Raw genomic sequence first — 26,862 nt, 5'->3', positions numbered from 1 at the left:
TTTCGTGTGTCGCGGATGGCGCGAAAGCGTCAGAAGATGTCGAAGGCTTCTTCGGCGGGCGCGGCTTCCTGCGGGCCGTAGTCGACATAGGTCTGCATGCGGTCCAGGTCCTCGGCCTTGACCCACTCGACGATGCCACCTTCGCCCCCCGGGATCAGCGCACCGTTGCCCGACACCGAGACCTTGATCATGCCCTCCGGCGGATCGTTCGCCGCCAGCGGCTGGTCCTTCAGTGCCACCCGCATGTAGTCGATCCAGATCGGCAGCGCGGCCTTGCCGCCGTATTCGCGGTAGCCCAGCGACTTGTAGTTGTCGCGGCCCACCCAGACCGTGGTGACGTACGGGCCGCCCACACCGGAAAACCACGCGTCGCGGTGGTCGTTGGTCGAACCGGTCTTGCCGCCGATGTCGTCGCGTTCGAGCACCTTCGCCGGCGTGCCCGTACCGCGCTTCACCACGTCGCGCAGCATCGAGACGATCTGGTAGGCGATGCGGCCGTCGATCGCGCGCGGCGCGAGCACCATGTTGCTGGTGTCGATGGCCGGCTTCTTCGGCTCGTCCTTCGGTGCTTCCGGCTTCTGTTCCGGCGTGCCCGATGCGGTCGGGCCAAGGTTGAAGCCGTCGACCACGGCGGTGTTCTGCACCGCGCGGCTGACGCCGCCGGCTGTGCCGCATTCCGGGCAGGCCACGGCCGGCTTTTCCTTGAACACCACCGCGCCCTCGCGGTCCTTCACTTCGTCGATGAACCACGGCGTGATGCGGAAGCCGCCATTGGCGAACGCGGCGAAACCGCGCGCCACCGACAGCGGCGTGAGCGAGGCGGTGCCCAGCGACATCGACAGGTTCGGCGGCAGCTCGGCTTCGTCGAAACCGAAGTGGCTGATGTACTTGCGCGCGTAGTCCACGCCGATGGCGTCGAGCAGGCGCACCGAGACCAGGTTGCGCGACTGCACCATCGCCTCGCGCAGGCGCATGGGGCCGGCGAAGTTGCCGGTGTCGTTCTGCGGGCGCCAGATGTGGCCGCGACGGTCCTTGAACACTACCGGCGCATCCAGCACCACCGAAGCCGGGTTGAAGCCGCGTTCGAACGAGGCCGCGTAGACGAACGGCTTGAAGCTCGAGCCCGGCTGGCGGCGTGCCTGCGTGGCGCGGTTGAACTTGGCGCCGGCGTAGCTGTAACCGCCGGACAGGGCGCGCAGCGCACCGTTGGACGGTTCCAGCGAAACCAGCGCGGCCTGTGCCTGCGGCACCTGGTCCAGGCGGTAGCGCGCCGGTGGCGGAACCTCGCCCGGCTTGGGCGGATTGGCCGGTTCGATGCGGCTCACCCGCACCAGATCGCCGCGCTTGACCAGGCTGGCCGGCGCGCGGCCGCCCCAACCCTGATCGCCGCCCAGTTCGACCGGCGTGCCGTCGGCCAGCACCAACTGCACCTGGCTGCCGCTCACGCCCAGCACGATCGCCGGCTGCAGGGCGGCCTGCGCCGGAACGTTGCGCAGGCGCGCGCGCACGGTGGCAGCGTCCTCGTTCGGGGCGAGGTCGAAATGCTGTTCGACGCCGTGCCAGCCGTGGCGACGGTCGTACACCGCCAGGCCGTCGCGCACCGCCTTGTCGGCCGCGGTCTGCAGCACCGGATCGATGGTGGTGGTGACGTGGTAGCCCTTGGTCAGCGCTTCGTTGCCGAAGCGGGCGACCATCTCCTGGCGCACCATCTCCGCCACGTACGGCGCGTAGACCTCAACCGGCCGCTCGTGCGGCGTGGCGTGCATCGGCACGGCCTTGGCCTGCGCCGCTTCGTCGGGGCTGATGTACTTCAGCTCCACCATGCGATCGAGGATGTAGTCGCGACGCACTTTCGCGCGTTCGGGATTGCTCAGCGGATTGCCGCTGGACGGGAACTTAGGAATGCCGGCAAGCGAGGCCATTTCGTCCAGCGAAAGCTCGCCCAGCTTCTTGCCGTAATAGAACTCCGCCGCCGCGCCGACGCCGTAGGCGCGGTTGCCGAAGAAGCTCTTGTTCAAGTACAGCTCGAAGATCTCGTCCTTGCTCAGCTCACGCTCCATGCGCATCGCCGTGAGCATCTCGGCCAGCTTGCGCGTGTAGCTGTATTCGTTGCTGAGGAAGAACTGGCGCGCGACCTGCTGGGTGATCGTCGAGCCGCCCGGCACCCGCTTGGCATCGGTGGTGGCGATCAGCCACACCGCACGCGCCACGCCCTTGAAGTCCACGCCGTGGTGCTTGTAGAAGCGCGCGTCCTCGATGGCGAGGAAAGCCTGCTTCAGGCGCTCGGGGACGTCCTGGATGGAAACGGGGTAGCGGCGGGTCTCGCCGAACAGCGCCATCAGGCGACCGTCCTTGGCGTAGACGTACATCGGCTCCTGCATTTCGACCGCGCGAAGGGTCTCCACGTCAGGCAGCTTGGGGGCGACCAGGTAGTACAAAGTGCCCAGCGCAATGGCGCCAAGCAGGGCCAGGCCGGCCAGCGCGAACAGCGCCCAGCGCAGCAGGCGGCGTAAACGGGGCATCAAGCAGATTCCGATTGCGGGTGTAGTGGGCGTGGAGTATAGAGGAGCCGGGGATAGGGAATTTTAGCGGTGGCACACCGGGGATCCGGGGGACGGATCGACCCACCCGAGGGGCGCCGCGGCAGGTTGGAAAGTGACGCAGTAAGGCAATTCCGAATGAAAAGGTTGCCAGCCTGTGCAAACTTGGTTATTTAAAGCGGGGTCACACGAAGCGCATGTAAGCGCCTGTGACAAGGGGAGAATATCGTGGGGATCGTCACAAAAAGCCAGCCGGCAGTCGTCGGCGTGGACATCAGTTCGACTGCCGTAAAGCTGTTGCAGCTCTCCCGGGCCGGCAACCGCTACCGCGTCGAGCATTACGCGGTCGAACCGCTGCCGCCGAACGCCGTCGTCGAGAAGAGCATCGTCGAGGTCGAGGCCGTGGGCGAGGCGATCCGGCGCGCCGTTGCGCGGTCGGGCACGCGGGCCAAGCACGCCGCCGCCGCCGTGGCCGGCTCGTCGGTCATCACCAAGGTCATCCCGATGCCGGGCGACCTGGATGACGACGACCTGGAGTCGCAGGTCGAGCTGGAGGCGGTGAACTACGTCCCGTACCCCATCGAGGAAGTCAATCACGATTTCGAGGTGCTGGGCCCGATGCCCGGCAGCCCGGACATGCTGCAGGTCCTGCTCGCCGCCTCACGTTCGGAGAACGTGGAAGTGCGCGCCTCGGCGCTGGAGATCGGCGGCCTCACCCCGAAGGTGATGGACGTTGAAGCCTTCGCGCTGGAGAACGCCTTCGCGCTGGTCGCCGACCAGCTCGGCGGTCCGCGCGATGGCCTGGTCGCCCTGGTCGATTCCGGCGCGACGATGACCACGCTCAACGTGCTTCGCAACGGCCGCAGCCTGTACGCCCGCGAGCAGGTGTTCGGTGGCAAGCAGCTCACCGACGAAGTCATGCGCCGCTACGGCCTGAGCTACGAGGAAGCCGGTCTGGCCAAGCGTCAGGGCGGACTGCCGGAGAGCTACGAAGCCGAAGTCCTGGAGCCCTTCAAGGAGGCGATGGTCCAGCAGATCAGCCGCCTGCTGCAGTTCTTCTACGCCGGCAGCGAGTTCAACCGCGTCGACCAGATCGTGCTGGCCGGCGGTTGCGCCTCCATCGCCGGCATCGCCGAGATGGTCGAGGAGCAGCTCGGCGTGCCGACCACCATCGCCAACCCGCTCGCCCACATGACCCTCGGGCCGCGCGTGCAGGCACATGCTTTGGCCCAGGACGCACCGGCGCTGATGATCGCCTGCGGTCTCGCCCTGAGGAGCTTCGACTGATGGCACGCATCAACCTCCTCCCGTGGCGCGAAGAGCGCCGCAAGCAGCGGCAGAAGGAAACCGGGCTGATGCTCGGCGCGGCGGCCATCGGCGCGCTCCTGCTGTCGTTCATCATCGTCAGCTACTACAACGGCCAGATCGACGGCCAGAACGAGCGCAACACGTTCCTCCAGGACCAGATCGCCGAGGTCAAGAAGAAGAACGAGGAGATCAAGCAGCTCGAAGAGAAGAAGGCCAAGCTGCTGGCGCGCAAGGAAGTGATCGAGAAGCTGCAGGCGAACCGCTCGCAGATGGTGCACCTGTTCGATTCGCTGGTGCGCACGATCCCCGACGGCGCGGTGCTGACCTCGATCAAGCAGGACAACGAGACGCTCACGCTGGAAGGCCGCGCGCAGTCCAACGCCCGCGTCAGTACCTACATGCGCAACCTCGAAGGCTCGGGCTGGATGACCAATCCGGACCTGTCGATCATCGAAGCCAAGGGGGGCGACAAGGGCCTGCCGTACCAGTTCAAGTTGCAGGTCAAGCTGGCCAATCCGAACGCACCGAAGGACGAGGACGGCGACGGCGTGCCTGACGCGCCGGCCGCACCGGCAGCGCAGATCGCCCAGTCGGGCGAAGCCGCCACCGCAAGTGCCGCACCGGCTGCCGGCACGCCGGTGACCACGCCCGTCACGCCGTCCGGCGCTGCCGCGCCGGCGCCGGCGCCGGCCGCGACCCCGGCCGCAACGCCCGCCACTGCGCCTCCGGCGCCGAATGCCACGCCGGCCAAGGGAGCGGCGTCATGAGCAAGAAGAAATCGATCAAGCTCAACGAGCTGGACTTCAACAACATCGGCGGCTGGCCGCAGCAGGCCAAGATCGGCCTGTGCGCGGTGATCGTCGTGGTGATCGTGGGCCTGGCCTGGTACCTGTTCGTCAGCGACAAGCGCAGCGAACTGGAAGGGCTCGAAGCGCAGGAAACCACGCTGCGCGCCGAGTACGAGAAGGAACAGGGCAAGGCCGCCAACCTGGAACCGCTGCGCCAGCAGCTGGCCCAGATGGAACAGCAGCTCCAGCAGATGCTGCGCCAGCTGCCCAGCAAGACCGAAATGCCCGACCTGATCGTCGACATCTCGCAGACGGCGCTGGCCACCGGCATCACCAACGAACTGTTCCAGCCCGGCGCCGAAGAACCCAAGGAGTTCTACGCCGAGAAGCCGATCGCGCTGCGCATGATCGGCAGCTACCACCAGTTCGGCGGTTTCGTCAGCGGCGTAGCATCGCTGCCGCGCGTGGTCATCATGACCATGCACGACATCTCGCTGAAGCCGCGCGGCAAGGAAGGCGAGGCGATCACGCCCAACAGCCCGCTCGAGCTGGCCGGCACGGTGAAGACCTACCGCTACCTCGACGAGGAAGAAGTCCAGAAGCAGGAAGAGGCCGCGGCTGCCTCGGACGGCAAGAAGGGAGGGGCCTGAGATGCGCGCAATCCTTAACCGTGAAGGCGCATCGCCTGTGCGCGCCATGACGGCGATCGCGCTGGCGCTCGGTCTGGCCGCGTGCTCGCGCGGCATCACCAGCACGCCGGGCGAGGCGCCCAACCTGGAAAAGTGGATCGCCGAGGTCAAGGCGCGTCCTGCGCCGCCGCTGGATCCGCTGCCGGTAATGCAGCAGTTCGAGACGTTCGAATACAACGCCTACGCGCTGCGTGATCCGTTCAGCACGGCCTTCACCGACGACGGCGGCGGCAACGGTCCGCGTCCGGACGCCGGTCGCCGCAAGCAGACGCTGGAGCAGTTTCCGCTCGACAGCCTCGACATGGTCGGCACGCTGGGCAAGGGGAATGGCGTGATCGCGCTGGTGATGGCACCGGACAAGGTGACCTACCGCGTGACCGCGGGGAATTATCTGGGGCAAAGCGACGGTCGCGTGACCGGCGTGTTCGAAGACCGCATCGAGCTGGTGGAACTGGTACCGGATGGCGCGGGTGGATGGTTGGAGCGTCCGGCCACGGTCGCGTTGGAAGATCAATAAGATTCTGGGGGAATGCACGATGACCGTTTTTGAACCGGGTAGCCTAAGCGCACGCGCTGACCGTCGCCCCCTGCTGCGCAGTGGGTCGATCGGCCTGCTGATCGGCGCCATCGCCGCCGTCAGCGCCGTCCACGCCGCCACGCCCGCACCGGCCGCCGCTCCGGCGGTCGTCGCGCCGCCGGCAAGCCTGGACCCGGCCAAGCAGCTGCCGGGCACCGTCGAGGTGTCCAACATCGACTTCAAGCGCGGCAGTGACGGCTCCGGCCGCCTGGTCGTGAAGTTCAGCGGCGACGGCGCCTCTCCGGACCTGCGCAATCAGGGCCAGAGCGTCGTCGTCAACGTCGGCAACGCCAAGTTGCCCGACTCGCTGCGCAAGCCGCTCAACGTGGTCGACTTTGCCACGCCGGTGCAGCGCATCGACGCGCGCAACTCCGGCGCGGGGACGCAGCTCGTGCTCGACATGAGCGGCAACTTCGAGTCGATGGCGTACCAGACCGGTCGCGAATACATCGTCGAGATCGTGCCGCGCACCGGCGCCGCCAACGGCCGCGCCGTCGGCCAGTCGACCACCGGCAAGACGACCGCCGCCGCAGGCGGCGTGCGCAACTACGCCGGCCGCCCGGTGACGTTCAACTTCCAGGACGTGCCGGTGCGCACCGTCCTGCAGCTGATCGCCGAGGAATCGGGCCTGAACGTGGTCGCCGCCGACACCGTCAGCGGCAACGTCACGCTGCGCCTGACCAATGTGCCGTGGGACCAGGCGCTGGACATCGTCCTGCAGGCCAAGGGCCTGGACAAGCGCCGCAGCGGCAACGTCGTGTGGGTCGCCCCGCAGGCCGAGATTGCCAAGTACGAGCAGGACAAGGAAGACGCGCGCATCGCGCTGGACAACCGCGTCGACCTGTCCACCGAGTACATCCAGATCAACTACCACAACGCCGCGCAGATCTATAAGGCGCTGACCGAGGCCAAGGGCATCGGCGGCAACACCGGCGGCGGCCAGAACAGCGGTTCGAGCAGCACCGACAGCGGCTTCCTCTCGCCGCGTGGTCGCCTGGTCGCCGACGAACGCACCAACACGCTGATGATCAGCGACATCCCGAAGAAGGTCGCGGAGATGAAGCAGCTGATCCACGTGATCGACCGCCCGGTCGACCAGGTGCTGATCGAAGGCCGCGTCGTCATCGCGCAGGACACCTTCGCCCGCGAGCTCGGTGCGCGCTTCGGCATCGCCGGCACGAAGGACGGCAAGTACTTCTTCAACGACACCATCGAGAACAACGACGCCACGCGTGGCTCGCTCGCCGAGGCCAGCCAATCGGGTGACATCCCGACGCTGTTCAAGGGGCCGATGAGCAACCTGGGCGTGCTGAACCCGGCCGGTTCGGTGGCGCTGCAGATCCTCAACGCCGGCTACGCGCTGGACGTCGAGCTGTCGGCGATGCAGGAAGAAGGCCGCGGCGAAGTGATCTCCAACCCGCGCATCGTCACCAGCAACCAGCGCGAGGCTGTGATCCGCCAGGGCCAGGAAGTGGGCTACGTGACGATCTCGCCGTCGCAGGGCAGCACCACGATTCCGATCCCGAACGTGCAGTTCAAGGACGTGCTGCTGGAGCTGAAGGTCACCCCGACCATCACCCACGACGGCCGCGTGTTCCTGAACATGAACGTCAAGAAGGACGAGGTCGAAGGGTTCGTCGACACCTCCATCGGCCAGGTGCCGACCATCGCCAAGCGCGAGGTCAACACCGCCGTGCTGGTCGAGGACGGGCAGACCGTGGTCATCGGCGGCGTGTACGAGTTCCGTGATCGCAGCGACATCTCGAAGGTGCCGTTCCTGGGCGACATCCCCTTCCTGGGCACTTTGTTCAAGAAGAAGGGTCGCAGCAAGGACAAGGCTGAACTGCTGATCATGGTCACCCCGAAGGTGATGAAGGTCGAACAGCGGGGGTGAGGCAGGCCGCTAACGCGGCACTGCCGCGTGGCCTGCCGAACGACCGACCACGGAGGGTCGGGCGGGGCGATCCGAAGCCCGCAACGCTTCGCCATGGATGGCAGCCACGAGGTTGTCGAAGCCGGTGCTAACGCGGCACTGCCGCGTGGCCTGCCGAACGACCGACCACGGAGGGTCGGGCCGGGCGATCCGAAGCCCGCAACGCTTCGCCATGGATGGCAGCCACGAGGTTGTCGAAGCCGGTGCTAACGCGGCACTGCCGCGTGGCCTGCCGAACGACCGACCACGGAGGGTCGGGCCGGGCGATCCGAAGCCCGTAACGCTTCGCCATGGATGGCAGCCACGAGGTTGTCGAAGCCGGTGCCGCGCGGTACCGGCACCGACAACGACACTGGCGCGACCTGCCCCATGACACGGGCGCAAGCAGTACCCCAAGGGCCCCTCCGGGGCCCTTTCGCTTTTCGTGGCTGAATGGACTGCCCGGGCCGTGAACCTCCACCGCCGACTTCGGTCAAACTGGCCCCGATCCCCCACCGAGACCGCCATGGACCGCCGTAGCGACGATCTGCCCCGCCTGCACGACGCCTTCCGCGCCCTGCGCGAGGCGCTATCGGCCGAGATCGTCGGCCAGGCGGCCCTCATCAACCGGTTGCTCATCGCCCTGCTGGCCGACGGCCACCTGCTGGTGGAAGGCGCCCCGGGCCTGGCCAAGACCAGCGCGATCCGCGCCCTGGCCGCGCGCCTGGAGGCCGACTTCGCTCGCGTCCAGTTCACCCCCGACCTGCTGCCCGCCGACCTCACCGGCACCGAAGTGTGGCGCCCGCAGGAAGGCCGCTTCGAGTTTCAGGCCGGCCCGATCTTCCACCCCATCCTCCTGGCCGACGAGATCAACCGCGCGCCCGCCAAGGTCCAGTCCGCGCTGCTGGAAGCGATGGGCGAGCGGCAGGTCACCGTCGGCCGCGCGACCTACGCGCTGCCGCCGCTGTTCCTGGTCATGGCCACGCAGAACCCGATCGAGCAGGAAGGCACGTTCCCGCTGCCGGAGGCGCAGCTCGACCGCTTCCTGATGTACGTGCGCATCGGCTACCCGCAGGCGGCGGCCGAGACCGAAATCCTCCGCCTCGCCCGCGACCGCGCGCGCCAGGCGACGCAGCACGTCGCGCCCGCCATCGAACGCATGTCGATGGAGAACGTATTCGCCGCGCGCAATGCCGTGCTCGACCTGCACCTGGCGCCGGTCGTGGAGCGCTATCTGGTCGAACTCGTCCTGGCCTCGCGCGATGCCGCGCGCTACGACGAAGCGCTGGCACGTCGCATCGCGTGGGGCGCAAGCCCGCGCGGTTCGATCGCGCTGGAGCGTTGCGCGCGTGCGCATGCGTGGCTGGCCGGGCGCGATTTCGTCACGCCGGACGACGTGCGCGCCGTCGCGCCGGACGTGCTGCGCCATCGCATCCTGCCCAGCTACGAAGCCACCGCCGAAGGCTGGGACGGCGAACGCCTGGTGGCCGAGTTGCTGCAGCGCGTGCCGCTGCCGTAAGCGGCGCGACCGGACGGGTCAACAGAACCAGCAGCGGGAACGGCACGCGGATGAACACGAACAGCGCGACGCACTTCGATCGGCGACACACCGCGATGCGTGCATCCGTTCGCATTCCATTTCCGGCCCGCGATACCGCATCCACCTGCACGCTTTCTCTTTCGATCCATGGCTGACGAAACGCATCCTCGCGACGAAGGACCCGGCAACGGCGTCGTGCCGACGCTGCCGGAGCTGGTCGCCTTGCGGCAGGCTGTCGCGGGACGTCGTCCCGCCATGCGCGGCCGCTTCGGCGTCAGCGGGCACGCGCTCTCGCCGCTGCGCGGGCGCGGCATGGAGTACGCCGAATCGCGCGAGTACGTCGCCGGCGACGACGCACGCCACATCGACTGGCGCCTCACTGCACGCACCGGTCGCGCGCACACCAAGCTGTTCCAGGCCGAACGCGAACGCCTGAGCCTGATCGTCGCCGACACCGCGCCGACGCTGTACTTCGGCACTCGCGTGCGCTTCAAGTCGGTGCAGGCGGCGCGCGCGGGCGCGGTGGCCGCGTGGGCGGCGGTGCGCGATGGCGATCGCATCGCCGCATTGCGCGGCAGCCGCCGCGAAGCGCCGATCGCACCGGCCGCCGGACCGCGCGGTGCATTGCGCGTGCTCGATGCGCTGACGCGCTGGTACGCGCATGCGCCGGACGATGATGCCGGGCTCGGCGTCGCGCTCGATCATGCACAGCGCCTGCTGCGACCCGGTTCGCGCCTGGTCGTGCTGGCCGATCCGCAGAGCGTGGCGGCACTGCCCGCACAACGTTGGCCGGCGCTGGCGCATCACCACGAGGTGATCGTGCTGCTGCTCACCGATCCGCTGGAAACCGCACCGCCGAAGGCATCGCTGCCGTTCGAGGACGAATCGCACCGCGTCGACGTCGACTTGTCCGTCGCCGCACAACGCCAAGCCTGGCGCAACGAATTCGTGCGGCCGCTCGACGCCGCGCTCGCGCAACTGCCTGCGCGCGGCGTGCGCGTGCAGGCCTTGTCCACCGAAGCCGAAAGCGGGGCGTGGCTGCCGCTGCTCGGCCGCAACCCGCCGTTGGTGGCGTGATGGCGGCCGGCGGACTCGTGCTGCGCGACATCCATGCCACCGCGACGCCGTCGTGGTGGCCGCCGGCACCGGGGTGGTGGGTGCTGGCGGGCGTGGCGATCGCGGCCATCGTGTTGCTTGCGTGGTGGCGCGCACGCGCTCGCCGACGGCGCGTGGCGATCGTGCGCTTGTTCGACCACCAGGTCGAAGCGGCGCCGACACCGCCGCAGCAGGTCGCGGCCATCTCCGAGCTGCTGCGCCGCGCAGCACGTCGTCGCGACGCAGCGGCGGACACCTTGCAGGGCGAGGCCTGGCTGCTGCATCTGGACGCCGCCACGAAGCGCCCGCGCAAGGCGCCGATGCGCACGGATTTCTCGCAGGGGCCGGGACGGCTGCTGCTCGATGGCGGCTTCCGGCGCGATGTCGACCCTGCCGAGGTCGACGCACTGCGTGCGCTGGCGCGCGAGCGCTTCCTTCAATGGATGGACGCGACCTGATGGACGCGTTCCTGGCTCCGTTCCTCGAGTTGCACGACGCCTTCGCGTGGCCGTGGATGCTGCTGGCGCTGCCGCTGCCGTTGTTCGCGCGCTGGCTGCTGCCTGCGGCGAAGCAGCCGTCATCGGCCGCGCTGCGCGTGCCGTTCGGCGATCGCCTCGATCGCGTCGCGCATGCAGGCGGTCGCACCGCGTTCGGTTCGCGCGCGGGTTGGCTCGTCTGGTTGGGCTGGATACTGCTCTGCATCGCCGCCGCAAGACCGCAGCAACTGGGGGACGCGGTGCAGCCGCCGCAAGTGGGCCGCGACCTGATGCTCGCGCTCGACCTGTCCGGCAGCATGCGCGAACCCGACATGGAACTGGGCGGACGCACCGTCGATCGCCTCACCGCCGCGAAGGCGGTGCTCGCGGATTTCCTCGATCGCCGACGCGGCGATCGCGTCGGATTGATCGTATTCGGGCGCCGCGCGTACGCGCTCACGCCGCTCACGCTCGACCTGGCCTCGGTGCGCCAGCAGCTGGAAGACAGCGTGATCGGCCTGGCCGGGCAGGAGACCGCCATCGGCGACACCATCGCGCTGGCGGTCAAGCGCCTGCGCGGGCAGCCGGCGGAGCAGCGCGTGCTGGTGCTGCTCACCGACGGCGTCAACACCGCGGGCCTGCTCGAACCGAAGAAGGCGGCCGAGATCGCGAAGGCCGAGGGCGTGCGCATCCACACCATCGCCTTCGGCGGCGAAGGCACGATGTCGCTGTTCGGCCTGCCCGTGCCGATGCCGGGCGGCGGCGACGAGATCGACGAAGCCACGCTGCGCGAGATCGCGCGCAGCACCGGCGGCCACTTCTTCCGCGCCCGCGACACCTCGCAACTGGCCGGTATTTACGCGGAAATCGACCGGCTCGAACCGATCGAGCGCCCGGGGCAGGCGGTGCGTCCGCGCATCGAGCGCTATCCGTGGCCGCTCGGCGCCGCATTCGCCTTCGCGTTGCTGGCGTTCGCCTGGCCGTCGCGGAGGAAGGCATGAACGCGCTGGCCGACTTCTCGCTCGCGTCACTGCACCTGCTTCGCCCGCAGTGGCTGTGGGCATTGCTTGCGCTGCCGGTGCTGGTCGGGTTGTGGCGGGTGCGTCGTCGTCGCAGCAGCGTGTGGCGCGAGAACGTCGATGCGCACCTGCTGCCGCACCTGCTGGTCGAGCGCGGCAATGCGCGTGTGCGCTGGGGCGTGTCGATTGCGATGGTTGCGTACGTGCTGGCGGTGCTGGCGCTTGCGGGGCCGAGCTGGCGCCAGACCCCGCAGCCGCTCTGGCAAAGCCGCACGCCGTTGGTGGTCGCGGTCGATCTCTCCAGCGCCGCGCTTGCGGCCGACCTGCCGCCGTCACGCCTCGCGCAGGCGCGCGCCAAGCTCTCCACGCTGCTGCGCGAACGCGAGGGTGGGCAGGTCGCGCTGGTCGCATTCGCCGACGACGCCTTCACCGTCGCGCCTCTCACGGAAGACGCGGCCAACGTCGCCTTGTTCCTCGACGCGCTGTCGCCGGAAGTGATGCCCGTCGACGGCCAGCGCGTGGATCGGGCGATCGCGTGGTCGGCGCAGTTGCTGAAGCAGTCAGGTTTCGATCGCGGCCGCATCCTGGTGATGAGCGACCACGCCGACGATGCCGCAGACAACGCGGCCGCGAGCGCGGCACGACAGGGGTATCGCGTGGACGTGCTCGGTCTTGGCAGCCAGGCGGGTGCGCCGTTCCGTCGCGGCGACGGCACGTTTGCGACGGCGCGCCTCGATGGCGGCTCGCTGCGCGGGCTTGCCTCCGCCGGCGGGGGGCGCTACGCGGACATCGCCGCGGACGATGGCGACCTGCGCGCGCTGGGCGTGCTCGATCCCGGCACCGTCGACGACGCGACCCGCGTTGACGGCGCGCGTGGCAACGCATGGCGGGACGAAGGCTATTGGCTGCTGCCGCCGTTGATGCTGCTGGCGCTGCTCGCATTCCGACGTCGTGCTGCTCTGGCCGTCATCGCGATGTGCGTTTTGTGGACGCCGGCAAAGGCCGCCGACTGGTGGTGGCGTGCCGACCAGGTGGAACACGCACGCGTCGACGAAGGCAATGCCGCCTACCGTCGCGGCGACTTTGCGACGGCGGCACAGGAATACCAGCGCGCCGACAGCGCCGACGCGCACTACAACCGCGGCAACGCGCTGGCGAAGTCGGGCCAGCTTCCGCAGGCGATCGCGGCCTACGATGAAGCGCTCAAGCGCCAGCCGGGCATGCCCGATGCACTCGCCAACAAGCGCGCGGTGCAAGCGGCGATGAAGAAGAAGCCACCGTCCGGCGGCGCGGGCGATAAATCTTCGCAGTCCAAGGACAATCAGCCCAAGTCCGGACAGAGCCCGTCCGACCAGCAACAGCAGCCGCAAGAGCCGCAGCAGAAACAGGCGCAACAGCCCAATCCGCAGAGCGGCCAGCAACCGCCCGAGCCGAATCCCGAAGGCGCGCCGGCCGACGCCGACGCACAACGCCAGGCCGACGCCGCCCAGCGCGAACGCATGCAGCGTGCACTGGAGCAGCAGCGCGGCGCCACCGGCCAACCGCGCGAGCCCGGCGAAGTACGCAACGAGACACCGCAGCAACGCGAGCAGCGCCTGGCGAACGAAGCCTGGCTGCGCCGCGTGCCGGACGACCCGGGCGGCCTGCTGCGCGAGAAGTTCCGCATCGAGCACGAACGTCGCCGTTCCACGGGCGAGGGCAACGAATGAACACCGCGATTCCCGACACCGCGCGCCGCGCCATTGCACGTCTGCTCCCACGCGTCGCACTGCTGATATTGCTGGCGATGATCAGTCTGGACGCCTCCGCGCAGGTGCGCGCGTGGCTGGACCGCGATCGCATCGCGATGGGCGAAACGGTCACGCTCAACATCGAGAGCACCGCGGCGACCACCGCAAGTGAACCCGACTACGCGCCGCTGCTCACCGATTTCTTCGTCAGCGGTCGCACGAGCCGTCGCGAATTCCTGATGAACAACGGCCGCAGCACGATCCGCACGCTGTACGCGGTAGCGCTGCGTCCGCGCCGCGATGGCGTGATCACGATCCCCGCGCTCAACGTCGGCAGCCTGCGCACGCAGCCGATCCCGATCACCGTCGCGCCTGCCGCCGCACCGTCGGCCACGCGCACGGAGGACGTGTTCATCGAAAGCGAAGCGGACGATCCCGATCCCTACGTGCAGCAATCGGTGGGCTGGGTGGTGCGGCTGTATTCGGCGACGCCGCTGATCTCCGGGCAGCTCGATCAGGACGCGCCGGAAGGCGCCTCGCTGCAGCGCGTCGGCGACGATGCGCAGTACCAGCGCGACATCGGCGGGCGCCGTTACCACATCGTCGAACGCCGCTTCCTGCTGGTGCCCGAGCGCAGCGGCGTGCTGACGATTCCGCCCGCGCGTTTCGAAGGACGCGGCGCGGGCGGCTTCTTCGACGATCTGCTCGGCGGCCGTGGCGGCGCACTGGAAGCGCAGGGCACGCCGCGCAAGCTCGACGTGCAAGCGGCGCCGGCCAACGCACCGCAGCCGTGGCTGCCGTTGCAGAACCTCACGCTGCGTTACCAGTCCAATCCGCAGGAACTGCGCGTGGGCAGCGCGGCCACGGTCACCGTCGAAGCGCTCGCCGATGGCGCGATGGCGGCGCAGATGCCCGAACTCCAGCTGCCGCCGATCGACGGCGTGCAGGTGTTCGCCGAGCCCGTGCAGGCCGACGAGCGTTTCGTCGATGGACGTCCGCGCGTGAAGCTCACGCGCCGTTTCTCGCTCGTGCCCGCCCGCGAAGGCAACGTGCAACTGGCCGGCATGCAGATGCGCTGGTGGAACGTGCGCGACGGCAGCGCGCAGACCACGGCGCTGCCGCCGCTGTCATGGACCGTGTTGCCCGGTACGTCGACGGCATCGACGAACGGCACGCCCGCGCCGAACGCCGCACCGTCGTCCGGCGTCGACATCGCCGCTCGCGCGCCGGTGTCGTCGTTCGCGGACCTGGGCGGCGCCAATCGCATCTGGGTGCTCGCCGCACTGCTGTTCGCGGCGTTGTGGCTGTTCACGCTGGTGTGGGGCCTGCATCGCAGCGATGCGGCGAAGGTCGCGGCGGTGCCGCGTGCCGACGAACCTCCGTCGCCGGGCCAGCACATCGACCTCAAGCGCCTGATCGACCGCGGCGACCTGGGCGACGTGGCCGACGCGTTGTGCGCGCTCGCGCGCCCACCGGCGCGCGACCTCGACACCGTGCGCGCACGCCTGGCCGATCCGCGCCAGCGCGAAGCCCTCGATGTCCTGCAGCACGCGCGCTGGGGCGGCGGCAGCGCGGTGACCGCGCGCGAACATCTGCGCCAAGCGTTCGCGCAGGGGCCGAAGTGGCATGCGCAGGCCGCGACCGAGCCCTCCCCGCTGGCGCCGTTGTATCCGCCTGAACGCGGGCGAGGCTGATCCGGCCGTCCACGGCACACGGCCCGGAAAGGGCTTTTTGCTAAGCTCGCCGGGTTTTTCCGCATCACGCCCTGGGGAACCCGCGAATGACCGATACGAAGACCGGCGCCGGCAAGTCCAAGATGCCGCTGCACTGGAAGATGGCGATCGGCTTCGCCACGGGCCTGGTGCTGGGCCTCGTCGCGCATTACACCTCCGGCGCCCACGCCGGCTGGGTGGAGTGGCTCACGACCTACGTCACGCAGCCGGCCGGCACGCTGTTCCTGCGTCTGATCTTCATGCTCGTCATCCCGCTGCTGTTCTCGGCGCTCGTCATGGGCGTGGCGGAGATGGGCGATGTGCGTTCGCTCGGACGCATCGGCTGGCGGACGCTGGCCTATACGATCGTCGTGTCGGGCATCGCGGTCCTGCTCGGGCTGCTGCTGGTGAACTGGCTGCAGCCGGGCGCGGGCATCGACCCGGCGCGCGCGCAGCTGTTGCTCAACGAAGGTGCCGAACGCGCCAGCGCCATCGTCGGCAGTGCCGGCAACCAGCCCAAGGGGCTGGACATGCTGATCTCGATCGTCCCCGACAATGTGGTGAAGGCCGCCGCCGACAACACCATCCTGGCGGTGATGTTCTTCGCGCTGATGCTCGGCATCGGCCTGGTGCTCACGCGCACCAAGGCGACCGAAACCCTGCAGCGCGGCATCGAAGGGCTCTTCCAGGTGTCGATGACGCTGATCGGCCTGGTGATCCGCCTCGCGCCGTATGCGGTGTTCTGCTTCATGTTCAACCTGGCGGCGCTGTTCGGCTGGGAGCTGCTGCGCAGCCTGGGCGCGTACGTCGGCGTGGTCGTGCTGGCGCTGGCGCTGCACCAGTTCGTGGTCTATTCGCTGGTGCTGAAGTTCGCCGGCGGCTACTCGCCCATTGCCTTCTTCAAGGGCATCCAGGAAGCGATGGTGATGGCGTTCTCCACGGCATCGTCGAACGCGACGCTGCCGACGTCGCTGCGCGTGGCCGACGAGAAGCTGCACCTGCCCAACCGCGTCTCGCGCTTCGTGCTGACGGTGGGCGCCACCGCGAACCAGAACGGCACGGCGCTGTTCGAAGGCGTGACGGTGCTGTTCCTGGCGCAGTTCTTCGGCGTGGAACTGACCCTGGCGCAGCAGTTCACGGTGATGTTCGTGTGCATCCTCGGCGGCATCGGCACGGCCGGCGTGCCGGCGGGCTCGCTGCCGGTGGTCGCGCTGATCTGCGGCATGGTGGGCGTTCCGCCGGAGGGCATCGGCCTGATCCTGGGCGTGGACCGCTTCCTCGACATGTGCCGCACCACGCTCAACGTGACCGGCGACCTGATGCTGGCGACCGTCGTGTCGAAGGGCGAAGCCGACGCACCGTCCGAGTTGCCGCCCGCCACCGAGGCCTGATCGCCGCCTCCGGCTTGTCCGGCGCAGCCACGGGGCGACATCCAGGCTGAGGGGTGGGAGAATGGGCGGCCGCCCGGCCCGGCGCATGCCCGGGCCACCGCGCGGCCACCTCCCCGCAGCCGAAGACCGCCCGACGCCCATGACGACGCCCAGCCGCCGCGACCTCGCCAACGCCATCCGATTCCTCGCCATCGACGCGGTGCAGGCCGCCAACTCCGGTCATCCGGGCATGCCGATGGGCATGGCGGACATTGCCGAAGTGCTCTGGAACGACTACCTGCGCCACAACCCGGCCAATCCGGACTGGTTCAATCGCGACCACTTCGTGCTGTCCAACGGCCACGGCTCGATGCTGCAGTACGCGCTGCTGCACCTGTCGGGTTACGACCTGTCGATCGACGAGCTGAAGAACTTCCGCCAGCTGCATTCCAAGACGCCGGGCCATCCGGAAAACTTCATGACGCCCGGCATCGAGACCACCACCGGTCCGCTCGGCCAGGGCTTCGCCAATTCGGTCGGAATGGCGCTGGCGGAGAAGCTGCTCGCGCAGCGCTTCAACCGTGAAGGCTTCCCGGTCGTCGACAGCCGCACGTGGGTGTTCATGGGCGATGGCTGCCTGATGGAAGGCATCTCGCACGAAGCCGCGTCGCTGGCCGGCACCTGGGGCCTGCACAAGCTGGTCGCCTTCTGGGACGACAACCACATCTCCATCGACGGCAACACCGACGGCTGGTTCACCGACGACACGCCCAAGCGTTTCGAAGCCTACGGCTGGAACGTGATCCGCGGCGTCGACGGTCATGACGGCGAGAAGATCAAGGCCGCCATCGAGCAGGCGCTGAAGTCCACCGACAAGCCCACGCTGATCTGCTGCCGCACCACGATCGGTTTCGGTTCGCCGAACAAGGCCGGCAAGGAGTCCTCGCACGGCGCGCCGCTGGGCAAGGACGAAGCGGCCGCCACGCGCGCCGCGCTGGGCTGGAACTACGGCGAGTTCGAGATTCCGCAGGCCATCTACGACGGCTGGCGCAAGCGAGACCACGCCGCGGAAGAAAAGGCCTGGAACCAGTTGTTCGACGCCTACGCCAAGCAGTTCCCGGAACCGGCCGCCGAACTCACGCGCCGTTCGCGCGGCAAGCTGCCGGACGGCTTCATCAAGGCCGCCGACGAGTACATCGCCAAGGTGCAGGCCGATGGCCAGACGATCGCCTCGCGCAAGGCCTCGCAGATGGCCATCGAGACCTTCGCGCCGCTGCTGCCGGAACTGATCGGCGGTTCGGCCGACCTGGCGCATTCCAACCTCACGCTGTGGAAGGCCAGCAAGTCCGTCGCCACCGACGACCCCAACGCCAACTACGTCTATTACGGCGTGCGCGAATTCGCGATGACCGCGATCAGCAACGGCCTGGGCCTGCACGAGTGCTTCATCCCGTTCGATGCGACCTTCCTGGTGTTCAGCGACTACGCGCGCAACGCCGTGCGCATGAGCGCGCTCATGGGCGCGCATGCGATTCACGTCTACACGCACGACTCCATCGGCCTGGGCGAGGACGGCCCGACGCACCAGCCGATCGAGCACCTGGCCTCGCTGCGCTACATCCCGCACAACGACCTGTGGCGTCCGTGCGACGCGGTGGAATCGGCCGCGTGCTGGAAGGCCGCGATCGTGCGCCACGACGGCCCGAGCTGCCTCGTCTTCTCGCGCCAGAACCTGCCGCACCAGACGCGCGACGCGCAGCAGGTCGCCAACATCGAACGCGGCGGTTACGTGCTGAAGGATTCGGTGGGCGCACCGGAAATCATCCTGATCGCGACGGGCTCGGAAGTCGGCCTGGCGATGGACGCGGCCAAGCAGCTCGGCGACAAGGTGCGTGTGGTGTCGATGCCGTCGACCAACGTATTCGACCGCCAGGACGCGGCCTACCGCGAATCCGTGCTGCCCAACGCCTGCCGCAAGCGCGTGGCGATCGAGGCCGGCGTCACCGGTTTCTGGCGCAAGTACGTGGGTCTGGACGGTGCGGTGATCGGCATCGACGAGTTCGGTGCTTCGGCGCCGGCGGAGAAGCTGTTCCCGTACTTCGGCTTCACGGTGGAGAAGGTGGTCGAGGCGGCGAAGGCGCTGTAAACGGCGTTCGTCATCCACGATTGCGAAAGAAGCGGCTTCGGCCGCTTCTTTCGTTTGGGGCCCGGGAGCCGCGGGTCGTCGAAAGAAAGTAACTTCCGGCACGGACACCGTGGCGTGCGGTATCACTAGACTGCCGCCAAACCTCACTCGCAGGGCGCAGACATGGAAAGCCTCGCCATCCCCGTGCTTGGTCTGGCGGTCATCGATTCCATCAACCCGTCCGCGCTCGCGGTGGCGCTGTGGTGGCTGGCGCGACCCGGTGCGACCTCGCGCCTGCTGGCGTACATCGCCGGCATCTTCGTCGCGTACCTGTCGATGGGCATCGCGCTGATGCTCGGCGCGGGCGCGGTGGTGCGCCGGTTCGGCGATGCGCTGGACCATCCGGTGGTGTTGGCGGTGCAACTGGCGATCGGTCTGTCGCTGTTCGCCTACGCCGTGCTTGCGCCCAAGGTCTCGGTCGCCGCGGATACGCAACGCGAACCGCGCGTCGGTGGACTGCTTGGCATGGCGCTGCTGGGTGCGACGGTCACGCTGGTCGAGCTGACGACCGCGCTGCCGTACTTCGCCGCCGTCGCGCTGATGACCGCCGAGGGGATCGCGGCAACACGATGGCTGCCGTTGCTGCTCGTCTACAACCTTATTTTCGTCGCGCCGCCGCTGTTGCTCGTCGGCCTGAACCTGGCGTTCGGACGGCATCTGCAGGGACGCTTCGCGCACTGGCGCGTGCGCCTGCAGGCGGGCGCGCGCGAGGCCGGGCTTTGGGTCATGGCGATGGCGGGCATCGCGCTCAGCGGCGATGCGATCACGCGGTACCTCGGCCAGCGCGACACCACGGCGCCGCGCGCCGAAACGGTCAGCGCGTCGCCGCGAGCGCCAGGCTGACCAGCTTTGCTTCCAGACGCTCGCCGAAACTGTTTGGCGAGTCCAGCTGCATGCGCTGCAGGGCCTCGGAATCCTCGGCGCGTGCCGACAACGCCCGCCATACCGTGCGCAGCTTTGCGCCGCGCGTGGCGGTGTTCGCCTTCAGCCACGCCAGCGCCTTCACCAATCGCTGCTCCACCGGCGTGAAATCGCTGCCGAGCGGGTAGTCGGGCAACGCGCCGTTCTTGCGGAACGGTCGTAGCGCCGCGCCGAGGCGCTCGGGCGTGTTGCGCGTCGCGTTGGCCGGCAGCGTGAAATCCGCGCGCAACTTGCCGTTTTGCTTGGCTGTGTCGAGCAGTGCCGCCTGGAACCGCGAATCGGTGATGGCCGCCATCGCCGTCACGCAGTCCTCGTCGGCGCGACCCCGCACGTCGGCGATGCCGTACTCGCTGATGTACGTGTCGCGAAGGTGGCGCGGGATGGTCGTGTGGCCGTAGTTCCAGACCACGTTCGACGTGACCTCTCCGCCAGCCTCGCGGGTAGCGCGCAGCATCAGCACCGAGCGCGAGTCCGGCAGCGCATGCGACATCGCCACGAAGTTGTATTGCCCGCCGACGCCGGAGACGACGCGGCCGTCTTCCAGTGCATCGGACACCGCCGCGCCGAGTGCGGTGGCCATCATGCAGGTATTGAAGAAGCGCGCGTCGCGGCGTTGCAGGCGTTCCAGGGCGATGTCGCCGATCAGGTCGTTCACTTCGCCCACGCGCTTCATGCCGATGCAGCGGCGCACGTCGGGCGGCAGGTCGCGCAGCCAGCCGTAGAACTCCGGCGAGCCGAGGTAGAACGCGCCGTGCAGGAACTCGCCTTTCTCCTCCAGCAGCGCGAGGTCGTGCGCACTGGGTCCGCCGCGTTCGATGCGCTGCATCGCCGCCAGGTCGTCCACCACGCGGCGCTTGATCACGCCGACTTCCACCAGCTTGCGGAAGCCCTCGTTGATCATCTCGCTGCAGCCGTACAGGCCGCGCTCGAACGGAGCCAGCGCCGCGTCGTCCGCGTTCGGGCAATTCAGGGCGCGCAGCACGCCGCGATAGGCGTCGTTGTCGACGTGGCGCAGCACCAGGGCATGGCACAGCGCATCGGCCAGCGCGCCGATGCCGATCTGCAGCGTCCCGCCATCCAGCACCCGCGTGCTGGCATGGAAGCCGATGGCGTAGTCGGCGTCGTTCACCGGCTGGCGCGGCAGGCCGAACAGCTTCGGATACGGCCCCGGCGGCATCACGATGGCATCGAAGAACTCCGGCGCCACCGTCGCGCTGCCGCCCAGCCAGGGCAGGCGCGGGTCGATCTCGGCGATCAGCACCGGACGCGGCAGGCCGCGTTCGGCGATGGCGTCCAGCGCGTCGAAGGTGAGGTCGGTATTGCACGACAGCGACAGCCGGGCGCCATCGGGCGAACGCGCGACTTTCTGCACGATCGCATTGAGCTTGCGGTCGGCGAGGGCACGCGCGACATGCGTGTAGTTCAGGCTTGCGTAGCGGCGCTGCACCGGCACCGAATTCAGCAGCGCGCCGCCCTGGAGGTAGAACTCCTCGATCTCGATGTGCGCCGGCAGCGCATTGCGCTTGAGCGCCTGCACGTAGGCCAGGCGCGGAAAGTCGGCGCCGAAATGGCGCTCGACGAACGGCTTGAGGAAACGCGCTTCCAGCCGCTTGCCGCCACTCGGCGGATCGAGCGAGAGCGCGGTGTACAGGTGCAGCGGTCGCGAGGCATCCCCTTCGGCGCGCGCGTAAAGCGCATTGAGCAGCCGATGTGGCTTGCCCAGCCCCAGCGGGGCGCCGATATGCAGCGGCCCCTCGATGCGCGTGAACAGAAACTCGACGGCGGCATCGAGCGAATCGAACTGAAGGGGAGCGGGGCGCGGTTCCATGGCGAGAGCTTAGCGAGAGCGATGGCGATCGGTCACGGCGACTTCGCCGCATCGTCGTCGATGCGGATCGCGACGGGCGCGGTGAAGGCCAGCAGAGCCAGCATCACGGAGAAGGAACGCGTCATGGGCGGAGTTCCGGAAGAAGTCGTGCAAGTTGCGAGCCTGCCAGCATCGCGACGACGAACACAATCGCATCGGCGCTGCCGTGCGCCAGGTTGGCCAGCGCAGGCCCCGGGCAGTAGCCCGCCAGTCCCCAGCCGATGCCGAACAGCGCGCTGCCGATCAGCAAACGGCGGTCGATGCGCGCGGCGGGCGGCGCGGGCAGGGAGCCGCCGTCGAGCGCGCATCCGCGCGAGCGCAACCAGGCGAATCCGGGCATCGCCACGGCGAGTGCACCGCCCATCACCAGCGCCAGGGATGGATCCCACTGACCGGCGAGGTCGAGGAAGTTGAGCACCTTGTCCGGGTTGGTCATCTGCGACACGGCGAGCCCGAGGCCGAACACCGCACCGGCCACGAGCGCATGGAGGATGCGCCTCACGGCGATGCTCCCGCGACGTGTCGCACCAGATACACGGTCACGAACGCGCTGCCCATGAACACCGCTACCGCCCACAGCGAACGCTTCGAGAACCGCGCCAGCCCGCAGATGCCGTGGCCGCTGGTGCAGCCGTTGCCCAGCCGCGTACCGAAGCCGACCAGCAGCCCGGCGATCACCAGCCATGCCCACGGGAAGTCCGTGCGCGGCACGGCGCCCGACCATGCGAACCACGCCCCCGCCGCCGCCACCATTCCGACGAGGAAGGCGAGCCGCCAGCCGCGTTCCTCGCGCCGGTCGACCGCCGCGTTGACGATGCCGCTGATGCCCGCGATGCGGCCCAGCGTGGCGAGGAGATACGTGGCAGCCAGTCCGATCAGCGCGCCGCCGATCAGTGCGGAAACCGGAGTGAATGAGGTCGGCATGAGTGAGTCAGAGGCGGTCGATCGGAATCTTGAGGTAGCGCACGCCGTTGGACTCCGGCGAAGGCAACGCGCCGGCGCGGATGTTGGTCTGCACGGCGGGCAGGATCAGCGCCGGCATCGCCAGCGTCGCATCGCGCGCGGTGCGCAGCGCGACGTAGTCGTCCTCGCCGGTGCCGTCGCGCACGTGGATGTTCTCGCGCCGCTGCGCGCCGATGGTCGTTTCGCACGCGACCTCGCGCCCGCCGGGGCCGTAGTCGTGGCAGACGAACACGCGCGTGTCTTCGGGCAGCAGGTCGAACAGCCGCCGGATCGAACGGAACAGTACGCGCGCGTCGCCACCCGGGAAATCGCAGCGCGCAGTGCCGCCGTCGGGCATGAACAACGAGTCGCCGGTGAACAGCGCATCGCCGATCAGGTAAGCGCAGCTGTCGCTGGTGTGGCCGGGCACGGCGATCACGCGCGCTTCGATCGCGCCGATGCGGAAGCTGTCGCCGTCGCGGAACAGGCGATCGAACTGCGAGCCATCCGCGGTGAATCCGTCGTCGAGGTTGAACACCGGCGCGAACGCCTTCTGCACCTCGCGGATGCCTTCGCCGATGGCGACTTTCGCGCCGGGCCACTGCGCCTTGAGCCACTGCGCCGCGCTCAGGTGATCGGCGTGCGCGTGGCTCTCGATGATCCACTGCACGTGCAGGCCGTTCCCGCGGACGACGTCGACCAGTTGCTGCGCCGACTGCGTGGACGTGCGCGCGGCCTTGGCGTCGAAGTCGAGCACCGGATCGATGATCGCGGCGGCGGGGCCCGACGGATCGCGGACGAGGTAGGTCCAGGTGTTGCTGTCGGCGTGGAAGAACGGATGGACGTCGGGGATCATCGAAGGCCTCCGCATCCGGGCCGGAGGGCCCGTCGCGCCAAATCTAGCCGATCGGTGCGGCCGAAGTGATCGCCGCGCGTGAAGGCTCAGCGCGCCAGCGCGGCGTTGAGCGTGACCGCCAGTTGGGTGCCGCCGCGTCGCAGTTGTTCTTCGGCCAGCGGCAGCCAGGTCTGCGCGTAGTCCGGGCCGATCGACGCCTTCGCCGGGTAGAAGCCCGGACGCAGGACGATCCGGCACGAGGCTTCCGCCCACTGCGTCGCCGGCGGCGGCAGCGGCGGGCTCGGCAGTTTCACCGCCAGCGGCAGCGAGCGCAGGCGCTGCAGCCAGGCTGCCTCTTCCAGGCCGGCGTCCTTGAGCATGCCGCTGTCCCACAGCGAATGCAGGTTGGTGCCGCGGCCGTCGAGATTGAGCTGGAAATCGTTGCCGCCCTTGTCGCGCCCGAACCCGGCGTGCAGCGGCTGATGGACGTCGCCGACGAAATGCACCACGAACTTCAGTGCCTGCAGGCGCTCGGCCTTCGGTCGCTTCGTGTCGGCGAGGATCGCCGTCTGCGCGCGGATCGCTTCGACCACGCAGTCGCCGTTCGCGCAGTGCTTCGCTGCGTCGTAGTGGCAGTCGTCCTCGGCGATGTTCACGTAATGCCAGCGGCTGGTCTTCTTGCCCAGTTGCGGGTCGTTGTCGCGCAGTTCGTCGGCCCAACTGGCGATGCCGGGCAGGGTGGGATCGGCTTCGCCCTCGAGCAGCGAGGTGATTTGCGCGCGCGCCTGCGGCGTCAGGTCGTCCCAGGCGAGGGCGGCGACCAGGCGATGGCCGAGGCGACCCCAGGCGAAGGCCTCATGCGGGACGAGGAAGGAGGCGAGGGCAAGGGCGAAAAGAAGTCGGGCCATGCCGGCCACTTTAGCCGACACAGCCCGTTCCCCGGATTGCCGGCCGAGCGCTTTCGCGCGTCGGCCTGCGCTTCGGCGTGGATCAGAACTTCATGACATACGCCGCGCCGTACACGATCGGGTCGATGTTGACCGTGCCGATGCCCGCGCCGTTGAGCTTCACGTCGGTGTCGATGTCGATCCAGCGTGCGTCGACGCGGATCGCGCTGCGCTCGCCGACGGCGAAATCCAGGCCCGCGTGAGCGGCCAGGCCCCACGAGTCGTCCAGCTTGATGCGGGCGCCTTCAAGTGCGCCGCGCGTGTCTTCGCTGAAGAAGGTCGTGTAGTTGATGCCCGCGCCCAGGAACGGCGAGACCTTGCCCTTGCTGTTGAAGTGGTACTGCAGCGACACCGTCGGCGGCAGCTGCTTGGTGCTGCCCACGTTGCCCAGGCCCGCGATCGCGATGTCGTGCTCGAACGGCCATGCGGCGATCACCTCGATGCCCAGGTTGTCGCGCACGAAGTATTCGAAGGTGAGGGTCGGCTTGACGTCGGTGTCGACGTCCACCTTGAGCGCGCCGTCGGCCAGGCGGCCGTTATCGGATTTCGGGTCGACCGCGTGGATGCCGACGCCCAGCGTCCAATCGCCCTGGGACTGGGCGAAGGCGGGCGAAACGGCGGCGCCCAGGACCAGGGCGACGGCGCAGGCGAGGAGGGGCTTTTGCATGGAAGTGCCTCGTATGGGCTCGGTGTGGGAACGCTTACAAGTCTCCGCGCGGCACCAAACGGGCGTTTGATCATGATCAATTCAGCTCTCGGAACGGGTCCCTGCGGCCGGCCCGATGCCTCGCTGCTAGAATGAGCGCTCCCCGCTGTCCCCATTCGGGCTTGTCCCGTCCACCCGCCGCGCCGGGCGCGGCCGCAGGAGCTTGCAACTCATGACCATCAAGGTTGGCATCAATGGCTTCGGCCGCATCGGGCGCAACGTGCTGCGCTCGGCCGTGCAGAACTTCGCTGGCGAGATCGAGATCGTCGCCATCAACGACCTGCTGGAGCCGGATTACCTGGCCTACATGCTCAGCTACGACTCCGTGCACGGCCGCTTCAAGGGCGACGTGAAGGTCGAAGGCAACACGCTCATCGTCAACGGCAAGAAGATCCGCCTCACGCAGGAACGCGATCCGGCGAACCTGAAGTGGGACGAGGTCGGCGCCGATGTCGTCATCGAATCCACCGGCCTGTTCCTCGACAAGACCACCGCGCAGAAGCACCTGGATGCCGGCGCGAAGAAGGTCGTGCTGTCGGCCCCGTCGAAGGACGACACGCCGATGTTCGTCTACGGCGTGAACCACACCAAGTACAACGGCGAGGCGATCATCTCCAACGCTTCGTGCACCACCAATTGCCTCGCGCCGCTGGCCAAGGTGCTCAACGACAAGTGGGGCATCAAGCGTGGCCTGATGACCACCGTGCACGCCGCTACCGCGACGCAGAAGACCGTCGACGGCCCGTCCAACAAGGACTGGCGCGGCGGCCGCGGCATTCTGGAGAACATCATTCCGTCCAGCACGGGCGCGGCGAAGGCCGTGGGCGTGGTGATTCCGGAGCTCAACAAGAAGCTCACCGGCATGGCGTTCCGCGTGCCGACGTCGGACGTGTCGGTGGTCGATCTGACCGTGGAACTCGACAAGTCCGCTACGTACGCCGAGATCTGCGCTGAAATGAAGGCGCAGTCGGAAGGCGCGCTGAAGGGCATCCTGGGCTACACCGAGGACAAGGTCGTCGCCACCGATTTCCGCGGCGACACGCGCACCTCGATCTTCGACGCCGAAGCCGGCATCGCGCTCGACGGCACCTTCGTCAAGCTGGTCAGCTGGTACGACAACGAGTGGGGCTACTCGAACAAGTGCCTGGAAATGGTCAAGGTCGTCGCGAAGTAATCCGCGACGCATGATCAACAACGAGGGCCGGCACATGCCGGCCCTTGTTTTTTCATGCTCCGGCCCCACAACCCAGCCATGAACGACACGCCCGAACCCGACACCGGCGAAGCCGTCGACGGACTCACCCCGCAGCACCTTGCGACGCTGGTCGATCGCTTCTACGAGCAGGTCCGCGCCGATCCCGAACTCGGCCCCGTCTTCAACGCCGCCATCGACGACTGGCCCGAACACAAGCGCATGCTGACGGAGTTCTGGTCGTCGGTCGCGCTGGGCACGCGCAGTTATCGCGGCAATCCGATGGCCGCGCATCGTCCGCATCCCATCCGCCTGGAACACTTCGACCGCTGGCTCTCGCTGTGGCGTTCCACCGCGCGCGAGGTGCTGCCGCCCGAGCAGGTCGAGCGCGTGTGCGCCTTCGCCGAGAAGATCGGCTACAGCCTGCGCTACGGCCTGGGCCTGCTGGAGAAGAAGGGCACCTTGCCCCTCGGTCTGCCGACGGTCTGATCGGTCGGGACGGTCCGCGGGC

The 26,862-nt window shown here is 68.5% G+C and carries 23 protein-coding genes; 16 read left to right on the top strand and 7 right to left on the bottom strand.

From position 1 onward, the window contains the following. Positions 1-29 precede the first annotated feature (29 nt). On the bottom strand, positions 30-2,522 hold the full coding sequence (locus AAFF32_RS19375) for a penicillin-binding protein 1A (protein ID WP_216964072.1): 2,493 nt from the start codon (positions 2,520-2,522) through the stop codon (positions 30-32). A gap of 246 nt (positions 2,523-2,768) precedes the next feature. On the opposite strand from AAFF32_RS19375, the gene AAFF32_RS19370 reads away from it, so the two are divergent. The 14 genes from AAFF32_RS19370 to AAFF32_RS19305 all read left to right on the top strand — a co-directional run bounded on the left by AAFF32_RS19370 (position 2,769) and on the right by AAFF32_RS19305 (position 19,784). After that, entirely contained in the window at positions 2,769-3,827 is a 1,059-nt protein-coding gene (locus AAFF32_RS19370) for a pilus assembly protein PilM (protein WP_216964071.1), read from the top strand. Then, positions 3,827-4,615, top strand: a complete 789-nt coding sequence (locus tag AAFF32_RS19365; RefSeq protein WP_342316059.1) for a PilN domain-containing protein — start codon at positions 3,827-3,829, stop codon at positions 4,613-4,615. Before AAFF32_RS19370 ends, AAFF32_RS19365 begins: the two co-directional genes overlap by 1 nt. Continuing rightward, complete coding sequence (gene pilO / locus AAFF32_RS19360; protein WP_342316058.1) at positions 4,612-5,286, top strand: type 4a pilus biogenesis protein PilO; 675 nt, start codon at positions 4,612-4,614, stop codon at positions 5,284-5,286. The genes AAFF32_RS19365 and pilO overlap by 4 nt, the downstream gene beginning before the upstream one ends. Position 5,287: 1 nt before the next feature. Next, positions 5,288-5,842 (top strand): pilus assembly protein PilP, encoded by a 555-nt coding sequence (locus tag AAFF32_RS19355; RefSeq protein ID WP_216964066.1) that lies wholly within the window; start codon positions 5,288-5,290, stop codon positions 5,840-5,842. Positions 5,843-5,861: 19 nt separating this feature from the next. After that, positions 5,862-7,796: a type IV pilus secretin PilQ family protein gene (locus tag AAFF32_RS19350; protein ID WP_216964064.1), complete on the top strand. Its 1,935-nt coding sequence runs from the start codon at positions 5,862-5,864 to the stop codon at positions 7,794-7,796. Between the two features lie 544 nt (positions 7,797-8,340). Beyond that, positions 8,341-9,333, top strand: a complete 993-nt coding sequence (locus AAFF32_RS19345) for a MoxR family ATPase (protein ID WP_216964062.1) — start codon at positions 8,341-8,343, stop codon at positions 9,331-9,333. Between the two features lie 168 nt (positions 9,334-9,501). Further along, positions 9,502-10,431, top strand: coding sequence for a DUF58 domain-containing protein (locus AAFF32_RS19340; RefSeq protein WP_342316057.1), 930 nt, complete (start codon positions 9,502-9,504; stop codon positions 10,429-10,431). Then, the gene (locus AAFF32_RS19335; RefSeq protein WP_342317316.1) at positions 10,431-10,907 is read left to right on the top strand and encodes a DUF4381 domain-containing protein; all 477 of its coding nucleotides are present in this window, start codon (positions 10,431-10,433) and stop codon (positions 10,905-10,907) included. The genes AAFF32_RS19340 and AAFF32_RS19335 overlap by 1 nt, the downstream gene beginning before the upstream one ends. Continuing rightward, the gene (locus AAFF32_RS19330) at positions 10,907-11,926 is read left to right on the top strand and encodes a VWA domain-containing protein (protein WP_342316056.1); all 1,020 of its coding nucleotides are present in this window, start codon (positions 10,907-10,909) and stop codon (positions 11,924-11,926) included. The genes AAFF32_RS19335 and AAFF32_RS19330 overlap by 1 nt, the downstream gene beginning before the upstream one ends. Next, entirely contained in the window at positions 11,923-13,653 is a 1,731-nt protein-coding gene (locus tag AAFF32_RS19325) for a VWA domain-containing protein (protein WP_342316055.1), read from the top strand. The genes AAFF32_RS19330 and AAFF32_RS19325 overlap by 4 nt, the downstream gene beginning before the upstream one ends. Continuing rightward, complete coding sequence (locus tag AAFF32_RS19320) at positions 13,650-15,368, top strand: BatD family protein (protein ID WP_216964054.1); 1,719 nt, start codon at positions 13,650-13,652, stop codon at positions 15,366-15,368. The genes AAFF32_RS19325 and AAFF32_RS19320 overlap by 4 nt, the downstream gene beginning before the upstream one ends. A gap of 86 nt (positions 15,369-15,454) precedes the next feature. Then, entirely contained in the window at positions 15,455-16,777 is a 1,323-nt protein-coding gene (locus AAFF32_RS19315) for a dicarboxylate/amino acid:cation symporter (protein WP_216964052.1), read from the top strand. A 139-nt stretch (positions 16,778-16,916) separates the two neighbouring features. Further along, the gene (tkt, locus tag AAFF32_RS19310; RefSeq protein ID WP_342316054.1) at positions 16,917-18,902 is read left to right on the top strand and encodes a transketolase; all 1,986 of its coding nucleotides are present in this window, start codon (positions 16,917-16,919) and stop codon (positions 18,900-18,902) included. Between the two features lie 162 nt (positions 18,903-19,064). Beyond that, positions 19,065-19,784, top strand: a complete 720-nt coding sequence (locus AAFF32_RS19305) for a GAP family protein (protein WP_342316053.1) — start codon at positions 19,065-19,067, stop codon at positions 19,782-19,784. On the opposite strand, the gene AAFF32_RS19300 is transcribed toward AAFF32_RS19305, so the two are convergent. The 6 genes from AAFF32_RS19300 to AAFF32_RS19275 form a co-directional block, all read right to left on the bottom strand. Next, the gene (locus tag AAFF32_RS19300) at positions 19,756-21,690 is read right to left on the bottom strand and encodes an acetyl-CoA hydrolase/transferase C-terminal domain-containing protein (RefSeq protein ID WP_342316052.1); all 1,935 of its coding nucleotides are present in this window, start codon (positions 21,688-21,690) and stop codon (positions 19,756-19,758) included. The genes AAFF32_RS19305 and AAFF32_RS19300 overlap by 29 nt on opposite strands. 121 nt (positions 21,691-21,811) lie before the next feature. Further along, positions 21,812-22,231 carry a YeeE/YedE family protein gene (locus AAFF32_RS19295; RefSeq protein ID WP_342316051.1) on the bottom strand — a complete coding sequence of 140 codons (420 nt, stop codon included), beginning with the start codon at positions 22,229-22,231 and terminating at the stop codon, positions 21,812-21,814. After that, entirely contained in the window at positions 22,228-22,653 is a 426-nt protein-coding gene (locus AAFF32_RS19290) for a YeeE/YedE family protein (RefSeq protein WP_216964044.1), read from the bottom strand. The genes AAFF32_RS19295 and AAFF32_RS19290 overlap by 4 nt, the downstream gene beginning before the upstream one ends. A gap of 7 nt (positions 22,654-22,660) precedes the next feature. After that, on the bottom strand, positions 22,661-23,527 hold the full coding sequence (locus AAFF32_RS19285; protein ID WP_342316050.1) for an MBL fold metallo-hydrolase: 867 nt from the start codon (positions 23,525-23,527) through the stop codon (positions 22,661-22,663). Positions 23,528-23,613: 86 nt separating this feature from the next. Then, positions 23,614-24,414 carry a S1/P1 nuclease gene (locus tag AAFF32_RS19280; RefSeq protein WP_342316049.1) on the bottom strand — a complete coding sequence of 267 codons (801 nt, stop codon included), beginning with the start codon at positions 24,412-24,414 and terminating at the stop codon, positions 23,614-23,616. A gap of 82 nt (positions 24,415-24,496) precedes the next feature. Next, positions 24,497-25,120, bottom strand: coding sequence for an OmpW family outer membrane protein (locus AAFF32_RS19275; protein WP_216964038.1), 624 nt, complete (start codon positions 25,118-25,120; stop codon positions 24,497-24,499). Positions 25,121-25,331: 211 nt separating this feature from the next. Here AAFF32_RS19275 and gap point away from each other — a divergent pair, with 211 nt between their 5' ends. Together gap and AAFF32_RS19265 are read left to right on the top strand one after the other, a co-directional pair. After that, a complete protein-coding gene (gene gap, locus AAFF32_RS19270; protein WP_216964036.1) occupies positions 25,332-26,333 on the top strand; it encodes a type I glyceraldehyde-3-phosphate dehydrogenase in 1,002 nt (333 codons plus the stop codon). A 78-nt stretch (positions 26,334-26,411) separates the two neighbouring features. Then, positions 26,412-26,840, top strand: a complete 429-nt coding sequence (locus AAFF32_RS19265) for a group III truncated hemoglobin (protein WP_342316048.1) — start codon at positions 26,412-26,414, stop codon at positions 26,838-26,840. The last annotated feature ends 22 nt before the right edge of the window (positions 26,841-26,862 follow it).

It is taken from the genome of Lysobacter sp. FW306-1B-D06B (assembly GCF_038446665.1).
Taxonomy (GTDB): domain Bacteria; phylum Pseudomonadota; class Gammaproteobacteria; order Xanthomonadales; family Xanthomonadaceae; genus Lysobacter_J.
The sequence above is the reverse complement of the archived record's forward strand: the minus strand, read 5'-3'. Positions and strand labels throughout refer to the sequence as shown.